Annotated in this window: 23 protein-coding genes; 22 read left to right on the top strand and 1 reads right to left on the bottom strand. The window is 47.6% G+C overall.

The features are described 5' to 3' along the window. The first annotated feature begins 98 nt into the window (after positions 1-98). The 14 genes from trmL (at position 99) to HMPREF0908_RS00595 (ending at position 16,653) form a co-directional block, all read left to right on the top strand. Positions 99-596 carry a tRNA (uridine(34)/cytosine(34)/5-carboxymethylaminomethyluridine(34)-2'-O)-methyltransferase TrmL gene (trmL, locus tag HMPREF0908_RS00530; RefSeq protein ID WP_006689449.1) on the top strand — a complete coding sequence of 166 codons (498 nt, stop codon included), beginning with the start codon at positions 99-101 and terminating at the stop codon, positions 594-596. Then, entirely contained in the window at positions 593-1,504 is a 912-nt protein-coding gene (gene murB, locus HMPREF0908_RS00535; RefSeq protein WP_006689450.1) for a UDP-N-acetylmuramate dehydrogenase, read from the top strand. Before trmL ends, murB begins: the two co-directional genes overlap by 4 nt. A 17-nt stretch (positions 1,505-1,521) precedes the next feature. Beyond that, on the top strand, positions 1,522-2,481 hold the full coding sequence (locus tag HMPREF0908_RS00540; RefSeq protein WP_040572274.1) for a bifunctional riboflavin kinase/FAD synthetase: 960 nt from the start codon (positions 1,522-1,524) through the stop codon (positions 2,479-2,481). 87 nt (positions 2,482-2,568) lie between these two features. Next, complete coding sequence (gene rpsO / locus HMPREF0908_RS00545) at positions 2,569-2,835, top strand: 30S ribosomal protein S15 (RefSeq protein WP_006689452.1); 267 nt, start codon at positions 2,569-2,571, stop codon at positions 2,833-2,835. 125 nt (positions 2,836-2,960) lie between these two features. Next, the gene (locus HMPREF0908_RS00550) at positions 2,961-5,030 is read left to right on the top strand and encodes a polyribonucleotide nucleotidyltransferase (RefSeq protein WP_006689453.1); all 2,070 of its coding nucleotides are present in this window, start codon (positions 2,961-2,963) and stop codon (positions 5,028-5,030) included. Then, positions 5,030-5,599, top strand: coding sequence for a cob(I)yrinic acid a,c-diamide adenosyltransferase (locus tag HMPREF0908_RS00555; protein WP_006689454.1), 570 nt, complete (start codon positions 5,030-5,032; stop codon positions 5,597-5,599). The genes HMPREF0908_RS00550 and HMPREF0908_RS00555 overlap by 1 nt, the downstream gene beginning before the upstream one ends. 14 nt (positions 5,600-5,613) lie before the next feature. Next, positions 5,614-6,855 (top strand): adenosylhomocysteinase, encoded by a 1,242-nt coding sequence (locus HMPREF0908_RS00560; RefSeq protein ID WP_040572275.1) that lies wholly within the window; start codon positions 5,614-5,616, stop codon positions 6,853-6,855. Between the two features lie 11 nt (positions 6,856-6,866). Continuing rightward, positions 6,867-8,144, top strand: a complete 1,278-nt coding sequence (locus HMPREF0908_RS00565; RefSeq protein WP_006689456.1) for an amidohydrolase — start codon at positions 6,867-6,869, stop codon at positions 8,142-8,144. A 71-nt stretch (positions 8,145-8,215) separates the two neighbouring features. Beyond that, positions 8,216-10,843 (top strand): FtsK/SpoIIIE family DNA translocase, encoded by a 2,628-nt coding sequence (locus tag HMPREF0908_RS00570; protein ID WP_006689457.1) that lies wholly within the window; start codon positions 8,216-8,218, stop codon positions 10,841-10,843. A gap of 71 nt (positions 10,844-10,914) precedes the next feature. Further along, a complete protein-coding gene (gene alaS, locus HMPREF0908_RS00575) occupies positions 10,915-13,533 on the top strand; it encodes an alanine--tRNA ligase (protein ID WP_245522908.1) in 2,619 nt (872 codons plus the stop codon). Between the two features lie 7 nt (positions 13,534-13,540). Next, positions 13,541-14,548 (top strand): HlyD family secretion protein, encoded by a 1,008-nt coding sequence (locus tag HMPREF0908_RS00580; protein WP_006689459.1) that lies wholly within the window; start codon positions 13,541-13,543, stop codon positions 14,546-14,548. Between the two features lie 83 nt (positions 14,549-14,631). Next, positions 14,632-14,958: a YerC/YecD family TrpR-related protein gene (locus tag HMPREF0908_RS00585; protein ID WP_006689460.1), complete on the top strand. Its 327-nt coding sequence runs from the start codon at positions 14,632-14,634 to the stop codon at positions 14,956-14,958. After that, the gene (gene hisZ, locus HMPREF0908_RS00590) at positions 14,927-16,126 is read left to right on the top strand and encodes an ATP phosphoribosyltransferase regulatory subunit (RefSeq protein WP_006689461.1); all 1,200 of its coding nucleotides are present in this window, start codon (positions 14,927-14,929) and stop codon (positions 16,124-16,126) included. Before HMPREF0908_RS00585 ends, hisZ begins: the two co-directional genes overlap by 32 nt. Next, positions 16,123-16,653 carry a hypothetical protein gene (locus tag HMPREF0908_RS00595; RefSeq protein ID WP_006689462.1) on the top strand — a complete coding sequence of 177 codons (531 nt, stop codon included), beginning with the start codon at positions 16,123-16,125 and terminating at the stop codon, positions 16,651-16,653. The genes hisZ and HMPREF0908_RS00595 overlap by 4 nt, the downstream gene beginning before the upstream one ends. Before the next feature lie 78 nt (positions 16,654-16,731). On the opposite strand, the gene HMPREF0908_RS00600 is transcribed toward HMPREF0908_RS00595, so the two are convergent. Then, positions 16,732-17,685: a D-2-hydroxyacid dehydrogenase gene (locus HMPREF0908_RS00600; protein ID WP_040572276.1), complete on the bottom strand. Its 954-nt coding sequence runs from the start codon at positions 17,683-17,685 to the stop codon at positions 16,732-16,734. 154 nt (positions 17,686-17,839) lie between these two features. Between HMPREF0908_RS00600 and hisG the strand changes: the two genes are divergently transcribed. From hisG to hisIE, 8 genes are read left to right on the top strand one after another with little or no spacing between them, the layout of a single operon-like run. Then, positions 17,840-18,505 (top strand): ATP phosphoribosyltransferase, encoded by a 666-nt coding sequence (gene hisG / locus HMPREF0908_RS00605; protein WP_006689464.1) that lies wholly within the window; start codon positions 17,840-17,842, stop codon positions 18,503-18,505. After that, entirely contained in the window at positions 18,502-19,848 is a 1,347-nt protein-coding gene (gene hisD / locus HMPREF0908_RS00610; protein ID WP_006689465.1) for a histidinol dehydrogenase, read from the top strand. The genes hisG and hisD overlap by 4 nt, the downstream gene beginning before the upstream one ends. After that, positions 19,842-20,906, top strand: coding sequence for a histidinol-phosphate transaminase (gene hisC, locus HMPREF0908_RS00615; RefSeq protein WP_006689466.1), 1,065 nt, complete (start codon positions 19,842-19,844; stop codon positions 20,904-20,906). The genes hisD and hisC overlap by 7 nt, the downstream gene beginning before the upstream one ends. Beyond that, entirely contained in the window at positions 20,903-21,502 is a 600-nt protein-coding gene (gene hisB, locus HMPREF0908_RS00620; protein ID WP_006689467.1) for an imidazoleglycerol-phosphate dehydratase HisB, read from the top strand. The genes hisC and hisB overlap by 4 nt, the downstream gene beginning before the upstream one ends. 9 nt (positions 21,503-21,511) lie before the next feature. Further along, on the top strand, positions 21,512-22,123 hold the full coding sequence (hisH, locus tag HMPREF0908_RS00625; RefSeq protein WP_006689468.1) for an imidazole glycerol phosphate synthase subunit HisH: 612 nt from the start codon (positions 21,512-21,514) through the stop codon (positions 22,121-22,123). Between the two features lie 14 nt (positions 22,124-22,137). Continuing rightward, positions 22,138-22,860 carry a 1-(5-phosphoribosyl)-5-[(5-phosphoribosylamino)methylideneamino]imidazole-4-carboxamide isomerase gene (hisA, locus tag HMPREF0908_RS00630; RefSeq protein ID WP_006689469.1) on the top strand — a complete coding sequence of 241 codons (723 nt, stop codon included), beginning with the start codon at positions 22,138-22,140 and terminating at the stop codon, positions 22,858-22,860. 36 nt (positions 22,861-22,896) lie between these two features. Continuing rightward, a complete protein-coding gene (hisF, locus tag HMPREF0908_RS00635) occupies positions 22,897-23,664 on the top strand; it encodes an imidazole glycerol phosphate synthase subunit HisF (protein ID WP_006689470.1) in 768 nt (255 codons plus the stop codon). After that, a complete protein-coding gene (hisIE, locus tag HMPREF0908_RS00640) occupies positions 23,664-24,368 on the top strand; it encodes a bifunctional phosphoribosyl-AMP cyclohydrolase/phosphoribosyl-ATP diphosphatase HisIE (protein WP_040572455.1) in 705 nt (234 codons plus the stop codon). The genes hisF and hisIE overlap by 1 nt, the downstream gene beginning before the upstream one ends. Positions 24,369-24,490: the final 122 nt, after the last annotated feature.

A 24,490-nucleotide genomic window follows, 5' to 3' on the forward strand; every position in this document is an offset into this window, starting at 1 on the left:
GACCCATGGGAGATTCTCCTCCTATGGGTTGTTTTTATGATGCTAATTCGATATAATGTCGTTGCGTTGTTCAGGAAAAGAATGGAGAAGCGAACAATATGCATATTGTTCTCGTCGAGCCCGAGATCCCTGGAAATACCGGAAATATTGCACGGCTGTGCGCGGGGACAGGAATGGAGCTGCATCTGGTACGGCCACTCGGATTTTCAACCGATGATAAGCACTTAAAGCGCGCCGGGCTCGATTATTGGCATCTTGTCCGCGTTCACTATCACGATTCCTTTGCGGCGCTCCACCAACAATATTATGAGCATACATTTTACTTCTGCAGTACAAAAGCGCACCACAGCTACTGTGACATATCCTACAAAACAGACGATTTTCTCGTTTTTGGGAAGGAAAGTGCGGGACTGCCGGAGTCTTTATTGACAGATTACGAAGCCAATACTATCCGCATTCCGATGCGGGAAGAAGCACGCTCGTTAAATTTATCCAATGCTGTTGCCGTCGTGGCGTTTGAAGCTCTGCGGCAGCATCGATTTGCTGACTTACGTATATACGGAAACGGCTGCCACGGAAGGAGCACACAGATATGAATGAAGCATTCATTCATTCCTGTTATCAGGAGTTTGAACGGACAAGACTCTTTGAAAACGCTCCCATGCGCTTCCATACAACGTTTCGCATCGGCGGACCTGCGGATCTTCTATTTTATCCGCATAACACAGAAGAAGTGCGTGCGATTATACAGAAAGCGAAACACTATGATATTCCGGTCACCATACTTGGCAATGGGTCCAATCTGCTAATCCGCGACGGCGGTATACGAGGCCTGGTGATTCGTTTCAGTCGTCAGATGTCAGGTATCACGCAGGAGGGGACAACGCTTATTGTCTGCTCTGGAGCTCTTCTGAAAGATATTGCATCATTTGCACAAAAGAAGGGCCTCTCTGGCTTGGAGTTTGCTTGCGGGATACCAGGAAGCATCGGTGGTGCTGTCTTTATGAATGCAGGCGCCTACGACGGTGAAGTGAAATCTGTCGTCATGGCAGTCAAGACCATTTCACCAGATGGAGAGGTACGGCTGTATTCTGCGGATGAGCTGGACTTCGGCTATCGTCACAGTGTTTTTCACACAAATAACGAGGCGATTTGCGAAGCCCACCTGTGTCTTCGTACGGATGATCCATCGTCTATCTTGGAGAGAATGTCCGACCTCAATCAGCGTCGTGAAAGTAAACAGCCGCTTTCCTATCCCAGCGCCGGCAGTACGTTTAAACGACCGCCCGGATATTTTGCCGGCACGCTGATTGACCAGACAGGCCTTAAGGGGCTTACATACGGGGGGGCACAGGTCTCACAGAAACATGCCGGCTTTATTATCAATATAGGCGGTGCGACAGCGCGTGATGTACAGCAGCTCATACACTCTGTACAGAATCGTGTATATGCTAAGCATCACGTAAGACTGTTTCCGGAGCTTCGCATCATTGGAGAACCATAAGGAGAATGTTTTCCCCCATGAAAACATACCATCAGCTGGTTGATTTTGCGTCAAAATACAAAAATATCGTCGTTGCACTTGGCATGTTTGACGGACTGCATATCGGACACCAAAAGATCATCCGCACAGCAGCTGAACAGGCAAACAGGATTCATGGGACTACGTTTGTTTTTTCCTTTACGAATCATCCACGGGCAATTGTTGATTCCTTGGGGGCCCCACGCCGTATCAGCAGTGAACAGGTAAGTCGGCGAATTTTACGGAATTTGGGCGTCGATGTCTTGGTGGAAATTCCTTTCACTCCTGCTTTTGCCGACACCTCACCCGAAGAATTTATTCATCTGCTTTACCGTTATTTTTCACCGCAGTACGTTGTTGTCGGTGAAAATTATACATTTGGGAGGAAAGGCGTGGGAACACCACAGCTCCTGCGCGGTATAGGGAGAAGATATACCATAGAAACCATTGTGTGCGCATCCGTTTTGTACGATAATGTGCCAATCAGCAGTACACGCATTCGTACCTATATCGAACAAGGGGATATAACGCACGTAAATGAGCTTCTTGGATACCCTTTTACAATGATTGGGACGGTAATACACGGGCAGGCGCGTGGACGGCTGCTCGGCTTCCCCACGGCCAATATTGCGCTCTTCGAATTCTATGAGATTCTGCCGAACGGCGTATACGCGGTAACGGTCCTATACCATAATCATATCTATTCAGCCGTTGCCAATATAGGAAATAATCCAACGTTTGGGTCATGTGATCGGCGCATGGAAGTTCACATTATGGACTTTGACGGAGATCTTTACGGAAAGAAGATTCTTGTATCATTTCATAAAAGGATACGGAGTGAGAGGCGATTTGATTCCGTTGATGAACTCATTTCACAAATTAAATCCGATAAAGAATGCGCAGAACGTGCGCTGCAGGAAACTTTTCATTTACAAGAAAAAATTTCTATGGTAATATGAACAACGAAGTTGTGTCCATGACTCAGATAGCGAGTAGTCCGACGTTTTCTTGGTCATTGGCTATTTATTTTATGAGGAGGATTTTTTATGATCACGCAGGAACAGAAGCAGGACATTATCAAGCAATATGCAGTACACGAGGGAGATACGGGCTCTCCTGAAGTACAGATTGCTGTTTTAACTGCCCGCATTCAGTATCTCACTGAGCATCTGAAAGAGCATAAGAAGGACCATCATTCGCGCCGTGGCCTGCTGAAGATGGTCGGACACCGCCGCCGTCTTCTCGGATATCTTTATCAGACGGATATTGAGCGGTATCGCTCTATTATTACAAAACTTAATCTTCGCAAGTAATTGCTTAGCGGAGCAAAGGCACAGGACGGGGATTCCCGTCCTTTTTTACTGCGAAAACAAGGATTCTGCAATGTTTTGTCGAATGCATTAACTGTACGCGTATGTGAAAATCCGAGGAGGGTACTATGCAGAGTTTCGAGATCGACCTAGGCGGACGTAAACTGACGGTCGAATATGGAAAAATGGCGAAACAGGCAAACGGCGCTGTTTTAGTTCGATATGGTGATACTGTTGTATTAGTAACGGCCACAGCATCAAAAGCCCCCAGGGAAGGTGTTGATTTCTTCCCGTTAACCGTAGACTACGAAGAAAAAATGTATGCTGCAGGAAAGATTCCAGGGGGCTTTATCAAGCGGGAAGGACGTCCCAGCAGTGACGCTGTCCTTTGTGCACGTTTGATTGACCGTCCCATCCGCCCGCTGTTTCCGGATGGATTTCGTAATGACGTACAGATTGTGGCTACGGTTCTTTCCGTGGAACAGGATAATCCAGCTGAGATCGCAGCGATGCTCGGAGCGTCTTGTGCCCTGACGATATCTGACATCCCCTTTATGGGGCCAATTGCAGGGGTACGCGTTGGTTATATCAATGGCTCATTTGTCATCAATCCGACAGAGGAGCAGCGCGCTGACTCTGATTTGAACTTAACCGTCGCAGGTTCATACGATGCGGTCATGATGGTGGAAGCCGGAGCAAACGAGTTGCCGGAAGAAATTGTTTTGGATGCTATCCTTTTTGGACATGCAGAGATTCGGCGACTAGTCGAGTTCCAACAGAACATACAGCGGACCTGTGGAAAAGAGAAGCAGATTCCTGCGGTATTCAAAGTATCCGAAGAACTGGAAGAAAAAGTGCGCTCGTATGCAGAAGCCCGTCTTGACGCAGCAACGCGAAACAGCGACAAATTTGCTCGTGACGCAGACATTTCTGCCATCAAGGAAGAGACCATAGTACACTTCACTGAGGAATATCCGGACGCAGTGAAGGAAATTGCCCAGATCCTATACCGTATTGAGAAGGGAATCGTGCGCCATATGATTACGCACGAGAAGATACGTCCGGATGGGCGTGCCCTAGATGAAGTTCGCCCGGTCAGCTGCGAAGTGGGCATTCTGCCGCGTGTCCATGGCTCAGGCCTTTTCACCAGGGGGCAGACGCAAGTGCTCACGGTAACGACATTGGGTTCCATTGGGGATGAGCAGATCATCGACGGACTTGGCCCTGAGACAACCAAACACTACCTGCATCATTATAATTTCCCTGGCTACAGTGTCGGAGAAGCACGACCCATGCGAAGTCCCGGACGCCGTGAGATTGGTCATGGGGCGTTGGCGGAGCGCGCGCTTTTTCCGATGATTCCATCGATTGAGGATTTCCCCTATACCATACGGCTGGTCTCGGAAATATTGGAATCCAATGGCTCCAGTTCTATGGGCAGCGTGTGTGGAAGCACACTCTCCCTTATGTGTGCCGGTGTCCCCATTAAGCGTCCGGTCTCCGGCGTGGCGATGGGCTTGGTGCGCGATGGTGATGACTATTCCATCCTGACGGACATACAGGGGATGGAAGATGCTCTTGGAGATATGGACTTTAAGGTGGCAGGCACATCGAAGGGGATTACAGCCATTCAGATGGATATTAAGATTGCCGGGATCACGCGAGATATTCTTGCCTCAGCCCTTGAGCAGGCAAAGCAGGGAAGAGCCTTTATCCTCTCCAGAATGCTTGAGTGTATCGATAAGCCGGCAGAAGAGCTCTCGCCTTATGCACCGCGTGTAGAAACAATTAGCATCGACATTGAGAAAATACGCGATGTCATCGGTACCGGCGGCAAGGTCGTGCGCAAAATCATCGATGAGACCGGGGTGGATATCGACATCCATGAAGATGGGAATATCTTTATTACATCTCCCAATACAGAGGCCATGAATCTCGCACGCAAGATGATTGAGGATATCGTCCGTGAAGTACAGGTAGGAGAGGTTTACACCGGACGCGTGACGCGCTTCTTGAAGTTTGGGGCATTTGTCGAACTCCTCCCTGGGAAGGAAGGACTTTGCCATATTTCTCAGATTGCCAAGCACCGTGTTGAAAACATTGAGGACGTTGTTCATATCGGCGATCAACTTGAAGTCAAGGTCGTCGAAATCGATGAAAAAGGGCGTATCAACGTCAGTCACAAGGTGTTGCTCTAATGCTTCAAGTTTACACCGGAAACGGTAAGGGGAAGACAACCGCTGCGATTGGATTGGCAATTCGCTCTTTGGGGGCTGGGCATCGTGTATACATGATGCAGTTTATGAAAAGTCTTGCATACGCGGAGCAGCATATTCTAAAGGACTTAGCGAATATGACGCTGGAGACAACGGGAAAGCCTTTCTTTATTGCTGAGGAAGGGATGGTGAACGAAGAGACTAGGCTGGCTTTTGGGGATGATCTCGTCGTTTTTCCACACGGAAAACCACCACATGATTATCTTGCTCTGATGTCTGCCGGCATAGGGCATGTCACCGGACTCCTGCGCGAACAAGTCTTTGATCTCGTCATTCTGGATGAGATCAATGTGGCACTCTCGTTTGGCCTGATTCAGCGAGAGCAAATGGAAGAGCTGTTGAATTTTGTTCCTGTGGAGACAGAGGTCGTCTGCACGGGGAGAAATGCTCCCTCATGGCTTCAGGATCGGGCAGATCTGATCACCAATATGGAAGAGGTGCGTCACTACTACCGACATGGCGTTGACGCGCGTAAGGGAATTGAAAACTAGAGGAGATGAATGTAATGACATCCATGATTCGTGATATTAAATTGGCACCGTCCGGTCATGCAAAAATTGACTGGGTAAAGCGCTTTATGCCTGTCATGGCGGCTGCAGATAAAGAGTATTCAGTGACGAAACCGTTTGCAGGGATTAAGATGGTCATCACGCTGCACTTAGAGGCAAAGACGGCATATATGGCCACAATCTTTAAGCATGCCGGTGCAGATGTTGCCGTGACGGGGAGCAACCCTCTGTCCACGCAGGATGACGTTGCTGCGGCGCTGGTGGAGGAAGGCATCCACGTATTTGCTTGGCATGGCTGTACCGATGAGGAGTATGCCGAATTCCTGAACAAGGCACTCGATATACACCCGGATATTGTCATTGACGACGGCGGTGATTTGGTCGATATGCTTCATACTACGCGGCGCGAACTGCTTCCGTCGCTGATTGGCGGATCAGAGGAAACCACGACGGGCGTTCATCGTCTTCATGCATTGGCGCGGCAGGGAAAACTTGAGTTCCCGATGATTGCTGCCAATGATGCATACTGCAAATATTTGTTTGATAATCGATATGGAACGGGGCAGTCCACTTGGGACGGCATCATGCGTACGACAAACTTGGTCATTGCTGGAAAGACCGTGGTCATCGCAGGCTACGGATGGTGCGGCAAAGGCGGTGCAATGCGTGCACGCGGACTGGGTGCAGACGTTATCATTACGGAAGTCGATCCGATCAAAGCAATTGAAGCCGTTTTCGATGGGTTTAGGGTCATGCCGATGGATGAGGCGGCAAAGATTGGCGATATCTTCTTAACACTTACAGGCAATAAAGACATTCTTAGAAGGCATCACTTTGATGTGATGAAGGATGGCGCGATGATGGCTAATTCAGGCCATTTCGATGTTGAAATCAACATCCCTGAACTGACCGAAGCCTCTGTATCGAATGCCGTTGTGCGTGAAAATATCCGCGAATTTGTTCAGAAGGATGGTCGACGCCTCTATCTCTTGGCAGAAGGGCGGCTGGTCAACCTTGCAGCAGGGGATGGACACCCAGCAGAGATCATGGATCTTTCCTTTGGCGTACAGTTTTTCTCAGCCCTCCATTTAATTCGTCATGGACGGGAAATGGAAAAAGGCGTTCATCTCATGCCGGAGGAAATCAACGTGGAGATTGCAAATATCAAACTGAAATCGCTTGGTATCGCAATCGATGCACTCAGTGCAGACCAGAAGAGCTATCTTGGCCTGGCATAAGGAGATATACGTTGAATACGCTGATTCAGAATGTAACGGCACTTCTCCCGGATGGAACAACGGATGTTGTCAATATTGCCATCACCAACGATGAAATTTTTTCTGTCGGTGATGTTCCTGATGACTTCATCGCACAGAAAGTGATCGATGGGACGAAACATTTTGCTGTTCCGGGATTTGTCAATGCCCATACACATGCTTCGATGACACTGCTGCGCAGTTACGCAGATGACATGAAGCTGATGGACTGGCTGCAGCAGATGATCTGGCCAATAGAGGCAAAGCTTTGCTCAGACGATATTTATTGGGGGGCGATGCTTGCTGCTGCCGAGATGATTCGCAGCGGAACAACGACGTTTGCCGATATGTATGGTCCGGATATGGAGCGTGTTGCCGAAGTTGTTGAGATTTCCGGCTTGCGTGGCGTACTATCCAGAGGGCTTATCGGGCTTGCTCCCGATGCTGAGAAAAAAATTGATGAAAACGTATACCTCTACGAGAATTTCCACGGCACAGCAGATGGTCGCATCACGGTCATGTTTGGTCCTCATGCACTTTATACATGTCCGCCGGACTATCTAAAAAAAGTTGCTGAAAAAGCACAGGCTCTCGGTGCTGAGGTTCACATCCACATGTCAGAGACCATCGGAGAAGTTGAAGATTGCATGAAGAAATACGGGAAACGCCCGTTTGCCCATGTTGCTTCTACTGGCCTCTTTGAAAATGGAACGCTTGCAGCACATTGTGTGCATTTGGATGATGAGGACATTGATATCATCAAAAAGTATCACATTCGTGTGGTACACAATCCGGGCAGCAATATGAAGTTGGCAAGCGGAACGGCACCTGTTCCACGGCTTCTGGCAGAGGGGGTCTGCGTTGCACTCGGCACAGATGGTGCGTCCAGCAATAATAATCTGGATATGCTTGATGAGATCCAGCTGACGGCACTCCTTCATAAGGTAAATACATTAGACCCGTTGGCTGTCCCGGCATTGACCGCCATAAAAATGGGGACGGAATATGGTGCTCAAGCGCTGTCCCTTCCTCATATTGGAAAGCTTCAGAAGGGGGATAAGGCAGATATCGTGCTTTTCTCGATGCACGGTGTAGAGTGGACGCCATGTTATCATCCTGCTTCGCTTCTTGCCTATGCGGCGAAGTCCTCGTCGATTGACACAGTGATGGTCAATGGCTCACTCCTGATGGAAAATGGCGCTCTGACAACACTCGATGAAGAGCGTATCCTCTATGAGGCGCAAAGGGTTGCAGATCGACTGACAAAATAGTATACTGTTTCCCAGATCAATGGGGTATGTATTATGCCTCCGTTCTGTCAAGAACGGAGGCATAATATGATATGGGGGGATTCTTTTTGAAAAAGAAAAGTTCTGGTCGGCGACCGTCTAAATCTGTTTCTGCAAAATACGGAAATACGACGACCAATGGATCAGGACGGAAATACGAACTCATCGGCCTTATCCTGCTCTCCTTCGCACTGATCTCCGGCATAGGGCTGCTCGGTCTCAATGTGGGGTTCGTTGGATTCTTTTTTGCGGATATATTTCGTTATCTATTTGGCTGGGGGGCATTCTTTGCCATCCTTATCGTTCTGCTGATCAGCATACAATATATCACGCATCATCGCGGCGTACAATACACCAAAAAGTTCTTCGGTGTGATTGGTTTATTCATCTCCCTTTTGGCAATATGGCATCATTTTGTCGTTCCTGTGGGCGAAGAAATCCTTCCGCAAAGCCTTTCGGAAGGCGGTGGACTTCTTGGCGGCGGTGTTTTATTTGTACTGCGCGCTCTCTTCGGAGTAGACGGTGCGGTCATTCTATTGGGCACATTCGTCGTCGGTTCAATTCTCCTATCGACTACATGGTCGTTGGCATCCGGCTACATAAAAACGCGTGAACAGGCAAAGAAAAGTGCTCAGGCGGCGGGGGCTGCCCTTCATACAACACGTGAGACAATTGGAACAGTCGCAGAAAAATTTGAGCAGCGGACGACGCAGATGGTCAATCAGATGACCGACACGATGCCGTACAATCAGGAACAAGACCACCTGTTTGTGGGGCAGCACAGCCAGACGGACGATACAAAAAATCAACCAGATGATACTGAAGAAAAGATGCAGAACAGCATGTCAGCGGAACCTGAAATACATACGCCTATCGCAGAGGAAGAACCTATTTCTGCCGCCCCTTCTGTGGAAAGCATGGTGGTAGAGCAGGAGACCAGTTCTGGCGCCTATTTGACAACGCTGAAACAAGAACACGAGAATACACCCACTCAATTCTCCATACAAAAAAGCGAAGAGAATTTACCAGAGGAAATTCCATCTGTGCCGTACGAGCAGCTCATTGAGGTGCTAAGAATTGCGTCAGATGAAATCGAGGAAACAGACGATACGATATCCGACGCAGAGGAACAGGAAGCGTCAGACGAAGAGGAGCGACAGGACGATACTGAGACAGCTACGGCACTGAGTTCTGAGCAGATTAGCTCCCCGGACGCTGAGACAGCAGGGCAAACAGCTTATATACTTCCTAAAGTCACACATATACTTTCTAAGCATGTGAAGAAAGAGAATGAGTCGCTTGACCAAGAAATCGAAGAAAATGCACATACCCTCCAACAGACACTGGAGAGCTTTCATGTGAATGCAAAGGTGGTTAGTGCATGTCACGGTCCTGCTGTAACGCGTTATGATTTGGAACCTGCTCCCGGCGTGAAGGTTAGCAAAATCACGAATTTAGCTGAAGATATCGCTTTACAGCTTGCCACCACATCGGTTCGTATTGAACCGGTGCCGGGAAAAGCCGCCATTGGTATTGAGATTCCTAACCGTATCCTGGAAAGTGTTCAGCTGCGTGACGTTTTGGAGAATCCTGCCTTCCAAGAGGCGCAGTCAAAGCTTACTGTTGGTCTTGGTATGGATATCAGCGGGCAGGCGATCTTTGCAGATATTGGGAAAATGCCGCATTTATTGGTTGCCGGGGCTACTGGTTCGGGTAAGTCGGTCTGCATCAATACGTTGATTTCCAGTATTCTGTTCAAAGCTGCTCCGGATGAAGTAAAGTTCATCCTCATCGACCCGAAGATGGTCGAGCTTTCTAATTACAATGGAATCCCACACCTCATGGTTCCCGTCGTGACGGATCCTAAGAAGGCGTCGTCCGTACTGAACTGGGCTGTGCAAGAGATGGAGAAACGATACGCTGTCTTTGCATCACACAGTGTGCGTGACATCAAGTCGTTCAATCGTCGTTATGCCGAAGAAAAGATGCCGTTCATCGTCATTGTGATTGATGAGCTGGCGGATCTTATGATGGTATCCCCACGCGATGTGGAAGATTCCATTTGCAGAATCCTACAGAAAGCGCGTGCCGCCGGGATTCACATGATCCTAGCGACACAGCGGCCGTCCGTCAATGTCATTACGGGCATCATCAAGGCAAATCTTCCTTCCCGCATCTCGTTTGCGGTCTCCTCACAGGTCGATTCCCGTACGATTTTGGATCGCGGCGGTGCAGAAACCTTGCTTGGTAAGGGGGATATGCTCTTTTCCCCGCAGGGAGCCCCAAAACCGATCCGCGTGCAGGGAGCATTTATCAGTGACGAAGAAGTTGAAATGCTTCTTGACTACATCCGCTCACAAGGACAAGAGGTCAGTGAAAATGAAGAGCTCATTGACTTTATTGAGAATGATTCTAAAGAAGATGATTCTTCCGAAGAGGACGAATCTCTCGTCAAGCAGGACAAACTTCTACCGGATGCCGTAGAGCTAGTCATGTCCACAGGGCAGGCATCATCGTCCAGTATACAGAGGAGATTTCGTGTTGGATACTCCAGAGCGGCACGGCTGGTGGATACTATGGAGGAACTGCATATCATTGGCCCGAGCGGGGGAGGGAATAAACCGAGAGAAATCCTCATGGCACAGGAACAGGCCATGGAATTGGTTAAAAGTCTGATGTAATATATTTTTCCAATGAAATGTGTTATACTTACAAACGAATCGATGCTGGGAGGGCGATTGAATTGAAATATATGACGGGAAAAGAACTGCGGGAAGCATATCTTAATTTTTTTGCAGAGAAGAAGGGACATCTTCGTTTGCCCAGCTATTCTCTTGTCCCGGAGAATGACCCGACGTTGCTTTTGATCGGTGCCGGCATGGCACCCCTCAAGCCATTTTTTACCGGTAAGGTAAAGCCGCCGCGCCATCGCATCGTTACTTGTCAGCGCTGTGTGCGTACAGGAGATATAGAAAACGTCGGGCGTACTGCTCGGCATCAGACATTTTTTGAGATGCTCGGAAACTTCTCCTTTGGAGACTATTTCAAGAAGGAAGCGATTCCTTGGGCATGGGAGTTTCTGACTGAAGTCATTGAACTGCCCAAAGAGAAGCTTTGGGTAACCATCTATCCGAACGATGACGAAGCACGACAGATTTGGTTGGAGCAGCCGGGGCTTTCCCTGGATCATATTGTCCCGTTGGAAGATAATTTCTGGGAGATTGGCCCGGGGCCATGCGGTCCTGATTCTGAGATATATATTGATCTCGGAGCGGAACGTGGCTGTGGCAGTCCGACCTGCAGTGTAGGATGCGATTGTGATCGATTCCTCGAAATCTGGAATCTCGTCTTTACACAATATGATCGCACCGAGGATGGTGAGTATAACCTCCTTGCCCATAAAAACATCGATACGGGCTGCGGACTTGAGCGTCTTGCTTCTGTCGTACAAAATAAGAAGACAAATTTCGAAACCGATTTGCTCTATCCTGTTATCGAATATGCTGTCAATGTATCTCAGACGGAGTATGGCGCTGATCCACAAAAAGATATATCCCTCAAGGTCATCGCCGATCATGCGCGTTCTGTTGTCATTATGATCATGGACGGAATTCTGCCATCCAATGAGGGAAGAGGATATGTATTGCGCCGTACGATACGGCGTGCGATCCGTCATGGACGGATGTTGGGCATCACAAAGCCATTCCTGGACGGAGCGGTTGATGCTGTCATCGAAATCTTTGGTGATGTAAAAGACTTTAGCGAACTCGTATCGAAAGAGGAATACATTAAGCGTGTCATACGCATTGAAGAAGAACGGTTTGCTGCGACGCTCGTCCAGGGCATTGATCTCCTGAATGAAGAGATTGACTCGCTGAAAGCGAATGCACAGCAGATACTTCCCGGAGAAGTCGGATTCAAACTCTATGATACCTATGGATTTCCCCGTGAACTTACTGAGGAAATTCTTCATGAGAATGGCCTCAAGTTGGACGATGCTGGATTTGCGCAGGAAATGGAAAAACAGCGCAACCGGGCAAGAAGTGCACGGGCTGAGAACCAGGCTGTGGCTGTTCCGGATCTTTCCGGATTGGATACATCAGCCCTGACCGAAAACGCAGAGGCGCGCAAGGCTGAGGTTGTCGCCATTTGGCGTGATGGGGCTCTGGTCGACATGCTGCATGATGGAGAAAGCGCCGGAATCATCCTGAGCACCACGCCGTTCCACGCGGAGGGCGGCGGACAGGTAGGAGATGCTGGGCTTCTCCTCAGTGATGTCGGACGAATTGTTATCCGTAATACGAAAAGACTTCCTGATGGGACAGTTTATCATCTGGCGTATGTTGAGGAAGGTCAGATTCAGCGAGGAGAGACAGTTCAAATTCAGCTGGATGAGGTGCATAAGCTATCATCCGCACGTAATCATACAGCAACACATCTTCTTCAGGCGGCACTCCAGAGAATTGTCGGAGATCATGTGCATCAGGCAGGGTCTTTGGTGACGCCTGAACGACTTCGCTTCGATTTTACGAATTTTGAACCTTTGACACAGCAGCAGGTGCAGGATATCGAGGATTTGGTCAACGAAGAAGTTCTTAGCTCAATCGATCTCGACATTTCAACGATGCCAATTGCAGTGGCGAAAGAACGCGGTGCAATGGCTCTCTTTGGAGAGAAGTACGGCGATATTGTCCGTGTGGTTGAGGTTCCGAATTTCAGCATCGAGCTGTGTGGCGGTTCTCATGTATCCAACACAGGACAGATCGGTCTTTTTAAGATCATTGGCGAATCTGGTGTTGCTGCAGGCGTACGCCGTATCGAAGCAATTACCGGCCGTGCGGCATATCAGTATGTGTCAGAAACGGATGCGCTGATCCGTACACTTTCTCAGCGGCTGAAAGTAAAGGCGGGAGACCTGCTCACGCAAGTCGATAAACTGATCGACGAGAAGAAGAATATGCAGGAGCAGTTACGTGTTTTCGCAGACTCTCGCGATCAAGCAGACGCACAAAAACTGCTGTCAGATGTCCAGGAAATTGGAAAATTCCACGTCATTGTTGGAAAAGTAAATGTGGATTCCATGGAGGAACTTCGCAATATTGCAGATCTTACCTGCGAAAAGCTCAGTGCGGGCATTGTCGTTCTTGGTATGGCGGCTAACGATAAGGTGAATCTCGTCGTTAAGGCAGACCAAGATGCTGTAGCCTATGGTGCCCATGCCGGCAACATCATTAAGGCGGCTGCTAAAGCCGTTGGTGGAGGCGGTGGTGGACGCCCCGACATGGCACAGGCTGGTGGAAAAATGCCGCAGAACTTGCCACAGGCCTTTGACGATGCAGTTCTTGTCATACGTCAGCAGGCAGGAAAATAATACAACCATGATGATTGGGCTGTCACGTGCTGACAGCCCTTTTTTAGAAGGCAGAGACATGGAACAGGATATAACACAAAAAATCAAGGGCAAAAGTATTCGTTATCTTATTGTATTTATCTGCATGATTCTTTTGGTCTCTGGCATATTGATTTATGCAAAAAGTACGAGCAGCGGCTTTCATGTTTCTCAAGCGTATATTTCCTGTGAGAAAAAATACCTGCAGTCTTCGGATCGCATGATGGTACAGGAACTCCATGTCAGCACTGGAGATCATGTAAAACAAGGAGATCTCCTGGTAACAGTACAAAAGACTTTTTCTGACGAGGACATCCAACGCTTACAGCAGAGCGTGACACTCGCTCAAAACAATGTTAACCAGCTTCGCGCTGGTGCAGCTGTTTCTGATCAGCCAGAGATTTCACTGATTTCCAACGAAGCTGTTGATGCTGCACGCAGTAAAGTGGAACGTATGTCTGCGTTATATGAGATGGGGGCGGTCAGTGCAGCAAAAAAAGAGGAAGCTGTTCGGGAGTATGAGGAAATGCAGTCTTCTGTGCAAGAAAATAGGGGAACTTCATCGATAGCGTTCAACTCTGCTGCCCTAAAAGGAGCGGAAGATCAATTAAACCAGGCAGAAGCATTGTTAAAAAAGGCAAAAGAACCATCTTATTCTACCGATATCTATACAAAATGGAATGGAGTCGTTTCTCAATTATATGTTCAGAATGGAGATGTCCTCGAACCAGAAAGCAACATTATGGAAATTGAATGCACGGATCACATACGAATCGAAGCAGAAGTTTCCTCCGATACGGCCAAACAAATCTATCTCGGGCAAATTGTTACCTATTCACTAGATGGGATAAAAAGGGAAGGTACGGTAGAAGATATCACCTCTGCAGATGATTCAGGAGAGGAAGATGCCCCAGCCTTAATTTCCGTCTCGATGCCGAACACGGAATGGTCTGATCTTCATCAGACGGATCAAATCGAATTATATTTTTATTTGTAGAGAATGTATGTTTTGTCCATTCTTCTCGCGCACATGAATCTATGCTATACTGTTGCTGAACATATTATGAAAGGAAATGACAAATGATAGATCAAAGACGAAAGGTTCCTTCCACTGATCAGTTGTTTCGTGCGGTTCTCTCTCTGCAGACCGTTGATGAATGCTATCAATTTTTTGAAGATCTTTGCACCATTGGCGAACTTCGTGCCATGGCACAAAGACTTGATGTTGCGCGTATGTTATACGGGGGAAATACCTATGATGAGGTTGTTGCCCATACAGGTGCAAGCACGGCAACAATCAGTCGTGTGAAGCGCTGCCTAAATTACGGTGCAGATGGATACACACTCGTTCTGAAGAATGGATGTCTTTCGGTGAATGCGGACGGAGGAGATACAGATGAATGCTAAAAACGCTATCCTAGAAACCCCATATGGGACAAGAGATCTGCTTCCTGCTGATGTCATTGAAATGCGTTACCTCGATCAAATCCTATCGCAGATCTTTTCCTCATGGGGATATGACGAGATTGCTACGCCGACAATCGAGCATTTGGAAACTCTTGTTTCTCGCATTCAGGAAGAGAATGACCTCTTTATTCTTTCTGGAAATAAAAACAGACTTCTTGCCTTGCGCAATGAAATGACGACGCCGATTGCGCGTTTGGTCAGCAGTCGGTTAAAAGATCTTCCTGCACCGCTTAAATTATCGTATATCGGCAACGTATTTCGCATTGAGCAGACGCAGGAAGGTCGTCAATGCGAATTTCATCAAGCAGGTGTAGAGCTGATGGGATGCCATACTGCGGCGGCAGATGCAGAGATCATTGCGCTTGCCATCGAGGCTGTCCTGGCATGTGGGATAAAGGAGTTCCAGATTCATATTGGGCAGGTGAACTTCCTCAAAGGGATGATGACGGCCTTTGGGATCGATGATGCGCATCGTGAAGCATTAAAGAATGCGATGGAATCTCACGACATTGTGCAAACGAATCAAATCATTGATACACTCTCTATCTCTTCTGCCTCTAAAGAGCTCCTAAAGAGTATTCCTCTTTTGAATGGGAAGGAGGATGTCATTGAGCATATTTACAATCTTCCATTGAACCAAGAAAGTCAACACGCAACGAATAATTTGGTGGAAATATACTCGATCCTGAAAGACTATCACTTGGCAGACTACGTGTATTTTGATTTTGGCGTGATTCGCGATTTTCACTATTATACGGGCATGGTCTTTGAAGGATATTCCCCGGGACTTGGCTTTCCTTTGTGCGGGGGAGGCCGCTATGATGATCTGTTGGGTAAATATGGAACTCCAATGCCTGCGACCGGATTCGCCCTTGGGATGGAACGTGTTGTACTGGCACGAAAGCGACAGAACGTCAATGCACAAATGGCGCAGAAGGACGTATATATCGGATATGGGGAAGGACAGATCCAGCCGGCGATCACACGTGCAAAAGCCCTTCGAAATGATGGCAATGTCGTAGAGCTTGCTGTCGCTCCGCAGACAAAGAATGAAGCGGCATCCTCAGGAAAACAAAAGGGATACATAGCTTTTGAGTATTTCGCATGATACAGCGTATACGGCAGTTTCTGTATGCTGTATTCGGACGTTTGGATGCAGAGGCAAACACATTCGTTCGCTGCTACTTATCCAAAGAAGAGCAGAAGCTGTTTTATGCCATGCACGAAGCGGATCAATTCCATGCATGGCGTGTCGCACGAAGTGCGCAAAAAAAATATCTGCAATATGACGTCGTCCATTCCGATGCGTATATCCTGTTGACGCGATGTGCTCTATTGCATGATATCGGGCGCGAAAAGGGGATGGCTGATGTATGGGGGAAGGTACTGTCCGTCCTTGTGTATCGTTTTCTTCCGCATCTTGTTGAGTATTTTATCCGGGAAACGAGCGGACATCGTGGAAGAATTGGTATAGCGTTGCATATCTGCCAATACCATCCCATCCTTGGGGCAAATAAATTGCGGAAAATAGGAGCGATAAAAGAAGCAGAAATCATCGTACAGCATCAAAAAAAACCAGCACCGGAGGATTCACTGGTGCTGGCTATTCTGAAGGAAGCTGATGGAGAGAACTGAGAGTATGCTATCAGTTCGTTTGGTCATAACAAGGTAAAAAACGGGACGCAGGGAGGTGCGCCGTGGAGAATCGTGCCATTAATATCCGCGCATCTTATCTACGACATTGAGCATTCCAATCCGCTGTGGAAAGATTTGCAAATTGTTGCGGAAAATTTTGAGAGAGCGATCCAGATACATAGGGGAGATTGATGAGTGGTGTGGAGTGATATAAAGATTTTCCACATCCCATAGCGGTGAATCCTCCGGCAGTGGTTCCTCTGCAAATACGTCTAAGGAAGCCCCACGAATCCGCTTTGAGGACAGGGCATCAACAAGGTCGTCTTCATTGACCACGTCACCTCTGGATACGTTGATAAAGAATGCAGTCTCCTTCATCATGTTGAATGCTCTGCTGTCAAAGAGCTGATGTGTCTGTGGGGTCAGAGGAAGTGCAACGATCACATAATCTGCCTTGGACAACGCCTCTCCCAGATGCTCCGTGTCGAACAGTTCATCTACAAACGGCTCGGTCGTTTTCTTTCGCTTGACGGCAACGACACGCATTCCAACGTTCTTTAGATGCTTTGACACCTCTCGACCAATGCTTCCCAAGCCAACGACAGCAGCAGTCTTCCCATAGAGCTCATCAGGGGCTGTGAGCCTCTTCCACTGGTGTGCTTTTTGATTCTCCCACGCTTCGATGAGACAGCGACTGAACGAGAGCATCGTCCCGAGGATGTGTTCAGCCATGGGAATACCGTGAATCCCGCGTGAGTTGGTCAATAAAATATCGGAACGTCGGAAGTTCTCGTTGGCAAGAAGACGCTCTACACCAGCACTGTACGTATGGATCCACTTTAAATTGGGCATTTGTGGAAGAAATGCATCCATATCCATCTGCGCATCATATCCCAAGAGGACATCGATTTGTCCATAATGAACAGCAGCTTCTTTGGGGCGCAGACAGTTAATATGGCAGTCGCCGCTTTTACGGATGAGATCCTTTTGCGAATCACTTAATTGGATAAATGATAATATCTGAAGCGTCATCTGCATCTCCTTCTCATAAAATGAATCCTTTGCATAGGGATTATTCTAGATTCCCCGGAAAAATCCTTTTTTAAGCATTGACCATCGTGCATTTACGTGCTAGTATGTGCTCATATTAGTTCTTTAACGGACTAAAGGATTGGAGCTGTTTTCTATGGAAAATTACATGAATGATTATTTGACGATAGCTTTGCCAAAAGGGAAATTGTTTACCATCTCTAAGAACCTTCTTCATCGTGTTGGACTTTCAGCGGATCACCTGAGTGAAAAATCTCGTAAACTTGTCATTGAAAACAAAGACCTAAAGGTACGATTCATCATTGCAAAAACATCGGATGTTCCTACCTATGTCGAATATGGTGCTGCGGATATCGGAATCATAGGGAAGGATGTTTTGCTGGAATCCCAAAAAGATGTGTATGAAATTTTGGATCTTGGCTTTGGAAAATGTCATTTGATGATGGCTGTTCCCCAAAAGGAAAAGCGTCGACGCTTGCTCGATTACTCCTATACAAGAGTCGCAACCAAATATCCTCATATTGCAGAAAGTTTTTTTGCAAGGCAGGGGATGCAGATGGAGTACATCAAGTTAAACGGCTCCATTGAACTCGGTCCCATTGTTGGACTGTCCGAGAGCATTGTAGATATTGTTGAAACGGGAACGACGCTGGCAGAAAACGATTTGGAAGAGATCGCACACATCTTGGATGTGAGTGCACGCCTGATTGTCAACCGCGTGAGCTTCAAACTGAAATTTCATCGAATCAATGAGATTGTCAATAACCTGAGACCGATTATAGAGAGTGGGGAAATCCTATGAAGATCATTTCTGTTGCTGATGTCGGCATAAAAGAGGCTGAATTACAGCTCATGAAAAAAGCCTTTGACGAAATTGAGCTGGGGGCGTCCATGCGGGCGAAGAATCAAGAGATTTTCGGCGAAGACCTGACGGCAAGCGAATTGGTTCATCACATTGTTCGAGATGTACGTAGCGGGGGAGATCAAGCACTTCTTCGTTATACTAAATTACTGGATGGTCTCGACCTAAGCAGCACGGACATTATGGTGTCTGAATCCGAGTTACAGGCGGCAGCGGATCAGGCCGATGCAGCCGTTCTTGCTTCACTGGAGCGGGCAGCAAAGAATATCTTCGCCTTTCACGAAGAACAAAAGCCGAAATCATGGATGACCTATCGCGCCCATGGTTCGATCCTGGGGCAGGAAGTGATTCCACTCTCGCGCGTTGGTATTTATGTTCCAGGAGGGACGGCGGCGTATCCGTCATCTGTGCTCATGAACGCCATACCTGCCATTGTCGCTGGCGTTGACGACATTATCATGTCAGTTCCAACCAAAGGCGGTGTCCTCAATCCATATGTATTGGCCGCCGCACACATGCTTGGCATCAAGAAAATATTCAGGGTCGGCGGAGCACAAGCCATTGCCGCTATGGCATACGGAACAGAAAGTATCCCTCGTGTCGATAAAATCACAGGGCCTGGGAATCTTTTTGTCACCTTGGCGAAGAAAGAAGTATATGGGTATGTAGATATCGATATGCTTGCGGGTCCCAGTGAAATTCTGATTCTAGCGGATGAGGAGGCTTCTCCAAAATATATTGCGGCAGATATGCTCAGCCAGGCCGAACATGACCCTCTGGCATCCAGCATCTTAATCACCGATAGTGCGGACTTGGCATCGAACGTTCGCTGTGAAATACAAGATCAGCTGCAGAGTCTGCCGCGCATGGAGACCGCTTCTGCCTCACTGGAACGTAACGGACGCATCATCGTGACGGAAAATATTCAGCAATCCGTTCATCTTGCAAACTATTCTGGACCTGAACATATTGAACTTCTCGTGAAGGATGCCTTTCACTTACTTCCAGAGATCCGATGTGCAGGCGCTGTCTTTGTGGGCTCATATTCTCCGGAGCCATTGGGGGATTATTTCGCAGGACCGAATCATGTTCTTCCGACAGGAGGAACAGCACGGTTTTATTCCGTCCTCAATGTAGAAACCTTTATGAAGCGAACCAGCATCATATCTTATACGAGAAAAGCGCTTGATGAAGTGAGTGATGACATCATCCGCCTGGCAGAAACAGAGGGGCTGGAAGCCCATGCAAGAGCCATTCGGACAAGGAGAGACAATATATGTTGAACTACCGAAACGGATTGGATCGTATGCCATCCTATGACACGACAGAACAGGATTGGAAGATCAAAGTAAATGCCAATGAATCGAACCTTGGACTTCCTCCATTGGTCGAGGAACGTGTGCTGTCCCGATTATCACGCGTTGCATTCCAACGCTATCCGAATCTGGAATATGATATGTTATGTGAACAGATTGGATGTGCCTACGGATGGGGGAAAGAAAACGTTATCCTAGGAAATGGATCCAGTGAGATCATCGAAAAGATATTCTATGTCTTTGGTGGTGATGCCACGCATAAGATCGTTTACCCTGCTCCTTCCTTTTCTATGTATAAAATCTATGCAGCTGCATCTGGGGCGCAGGATGTTGTTGTCCCGCTGCAAGAGGATTATTCTCTTGATGCAGATGCATTCATTCAGGCCGTAAATCAAAACAATGCATCTCTTGCCGTTCTTTGTAATCCAAACAACCCCACCGGCAATGTCCTGTCGATTGAAACCATAGATTATATTGCCGGGCGAATTCGCTGCGCTTTTCTCATTGATGAAGCATACACAGAATTCTGTGATCAGAGTGCCGTTTCGCTTCTAAAAAAATATGATCACTTGATGATTGCACGTACCTTCTCCAAGGCCTACTCCTTGGCTTCGTGTCGTGTCGGCTATATGTTGGCACATCGTGATATCATTGACATGGCTGCGAAAACATATATGCCGTATCATATCAATACGTTATCCTTGACCACGGCAGACACCGTCTTTCAAATGTGCGCTGAATTTGAACCGCAGATCCAGATGATCTGCGGAGAACGTGATCGTATGCAGGAAAAATACAAACATTTGCGCGGTGTAACGGCATATCCGTCATATACCAATTTTATCCTGATTCATTATGCAGGAGCATGCGCGCTAAATGATGAATTGATCCACCAGGGAATTGGTGTGCGTAGTTTTCACAATGCACCTCGGCTGGAGGATACGCTGCGCATTTCCATGGGAAGACCCAATGAAAATGACGCCGTGTTTCGCGCAATAAAAGATTATGTGGAGGCACGTACATGAGTACACGACACGCAGAGATTCACCGGACAACAGCGGAGACCGATGTCCTTGTATCCATGGAGCTCGACGGAAGCGGAACGTCTCATATTGATACGGGGATTGGATTTTTTGATCACATGCTCACGCTGTTTGCCGCACATGCTCGTGTCGATTTGAGCGTTACGTGTCATGGGGATATCGAGGTCGATGGACATCATACGGTGGAGGATATTGGCATCAGCATAGGCGATGCATTTCGGACAGCCATTGGAGACAAGCGTGGTATTTCCAGATATGGTACCTTCTTCCTGCCAATGGATGAAACGTTGGCAATGGTCTCCTTGGACATCAGCGGACGTCCGTTTTTGTGTTATGACCCGGGAACTGAGCCAATGACACCGATGATCGGAACCTATGACACAGAACTCACCGAGGAGTTTTTGCGTGCTTTTTCCACCCATGCAGGAATCACGCTTCATGTGAAAATTTTATACGGAAAAAATTCACATCATCGTATAGAAGCCGTGTTCAAAGCATTTGCACATGCACTGCGTATTGCCATAGAGAAGGACGCACGAGCAGGTGACGCGATTCCATCCACCAAGGGGCTTCTGTAAGGAGAGCACATGATTACCGTAATAGATTATGGGGCAGGTAATTTATTTAGTGTCGAAAAAGCATTTTCGGCAATCGGAGCAGAGGTATGTGTAAGCGAAAGATCAGTGGATCTTACATCTGCAGATAAAATTGTCCTGCCAGGCGTGGGTGCATTTGGAGACTGCATGACCAGACTCAATGCGTCGGGGCTGGTCCCTTTGCTAAAAGAGCGTATTGCCGAAGGGGTACCGCTCCTTGGAATATGTGTTGGGCTTCAGATCCTATTTGAGGGCAGTGAGGAATCACCGGATGTGCAGGGGCTGGGACTTCTGCGCGGACATGTGAAAAAAATCTCTGCAAAAAACAAGAAAATACCGCACATGGGTTGGAATGCCGTGCATATTGCAGAGAATTATAAGGGAAGTGGACTGCTCAAGAACATCCCGGATGCCTCTTATGTTTATTTTGTACACAGCTACCATGCGGTTCCTTCCGATCCTTCGATGATTTCATCGACATGTTGCTATGGAGAGGAGATCACCGCATCGATTGCTTCCAAGCACATCATGGCAACGCAGTTTCATCCGGAAAAATCCGGGAAAATCGGGCTGGCGATGATAAGAAATTTTGCAAACTGTTGATAGGAAGGATTTTTATGCTGATTCTCCCTGCTATTGATTTACGCGGCGGGAACTGTGTCCGCCTTATTAAAGGAGATTTCAAACAAGAAACTATCTACAGTGAACATCCCGAAGAAATTGCTCTTCGCTGGGAAGGAGAAGATGCAGAATTTCTTCACGTGGTTGACTTGGATGGAGCTCTTGCTGGAGAGCCGCAGAATATGGACGCGATAAAACGTATTCTTCAGGCGGTGACAATACCCATTGAGGTCGGAGGCGGCATACGGTCAATGGAATCGATTGATCGTCTCCTTTCCATCGGTGTTTCGCGTGTTATCTTGGGCTCTGTTGCCGTGCACAAAGAGGAACTGGTACAGGAGGCATGCAGCACATACGGAAATCGTATCGTCGTTGGCATTGATGCGAAGAAGGGAATTGTCGCAACGGATGGATGGGAAAAATCCGGCGGCATATCGGCAGTAGAGCTTGCGAAAAAACTCGGCGCATTTGGCCTGGAGACGATCATCTATACTGATATATCACGTGATGGGACACTTTCCGGTGTGAACGTCACAGAAACGGCACATTTGGCTCGCGCCTCCGGGATCAAGGTGATTGCCTCGGGCGGAGTGAAATCCATCAGCGATATTGAGGAACTCAAGAAAAGGGAATGTGATGGCATCATCGGGGTGATTGTCGGAAAATCCATTTATGAAGGAACACTATCTCTCATCGAAGCAATCTCAGCATCGCGTTGACATGTACGTGTATCTTTCGAAAGGATTGATTTCATCATGCAAACAACCTTTGCAAAACGTGTCATCCCATGTCTGGATGTCAAAAATGGACGCGTGGTCAAAGGAACAAATTTTGTTGGACTAAGGGACGCAGGAGATCCTGTCGAATTAGCAAAACGATACGACGAAGAAGGTGCTGATGAAATTGTATTTCTGGATATCACAGCATCTCATGAAAAACGGAAGACGATGGATCACGTCGTCTCAAGCTGTGCGTCCGAGGTATTCATTCCGCTCACAGTTGGCGGCGGGATAAGCACCTTGGATGATATGCAGCATATACTCAAGGCGGGAGCCGATAAGACTGCAGTCAATACCGCCGGCGTAAAAAATCCGGAATTGATCCGAGAGGGAGCTTTACGATTTGGCCGTCAGTGTATTGTCGCTGCAATCGATGCACGTCGTACCGGAAGAGATACATGGGAAGTGTATATCAATGGCGGACGTACGCCAACGGGACTTGACTGTGTAGCGTGGGCAAAGGATGCAGTACGTCTTGGAGCCGGTGAAATTCTGCTGACAAGCATGGATGCAGATGGGACAAAAAACGGCTATGATATAGAACTTACACGTGCCGTATCAGAAAGCGTCAACGTTCCTGTGATTGCTTCCGGAGGAGCAGGAACACTGCAGCATTTTTACGATGTTCTCACAAAAGGAAAAGCGGATGCCGTTCTTGCTGCGTCGCTGTTCCATTATGGTGAGTTCACGATAGAAGAGGTAAAAACATATCTTAGGTCACATGGACTGGGGGTTCGATTATGATGAATGTAGATATGTCAATGATTCAATTTGACGACCGAGGGCTGGTGCCGGCAATCGTACAGGAAGAAAACAATCAAGTCCTGATGCTGGCATATATGAATCGGGAATCGCTTGAAAAAACAATAGAGACTGGATTTGCATGGTATTACAGCCGCAGCCGCCAAAAGTTATGGAAAAAAGGCGAAACATCGGGTAATGTCCAACGCATAAAAGAAATCTCTTACGATTGTGACGGTGACACCATATTGCTGCGTGTCAAGCAGTCAGGCGTAGCGTGTCATACAGGCACCTACTCATGTTTTAGTGGTCGTAAACTCTATGACGCAGACAGTAAGAGTATTATCCCTCTAATAGAAAAAGAAGAGCATCCATTGACTGAAGTTTTGGCGTCCCTTTATCAGGTCATCCAGAACCGGCGCCTGCATCCGGTCGAAGGATCCTATACCAACTATCTATTTGATAAAGGACAGGATAAGATCCTGAAGAAACTCGGCGAAGAAACGGCAGAGACGATCATTGCCTCCAAGAATAACATTCGCGAAGATGTCCTCTATGAGATGGGAGATTTGTGGTATCATTGTCTCGTCTTGTTGGCGTATCACAACATGACGCCGGAAGATCTGCTGGAAGAATTGAAGCGGAGAAACAGCGGAGGAAAATATCATAAATTTGCCGGCAAGACAGGCATACGTCCAAATATGTGATCCCTCTGTTTTTCACCAGCTATCCATAATGGTAATTATGGATAGCTGGTGAAATAAAGAAAAACTGGAGCAAAAGATATGTGAATCTTATAACTTGTCATTGACAATAACGCAATTTGAAA

The sequence above is a fragment of the Centipeda flueggei ATCC 43531 genome (assembly GCF_000160695.1).
GTDB classification, from domain to species: Bacteria; Bacillota; Negativicutes; order Selenomonadales; family Selenomonadaceae; genus Centipeda; species Centipeda flueggei.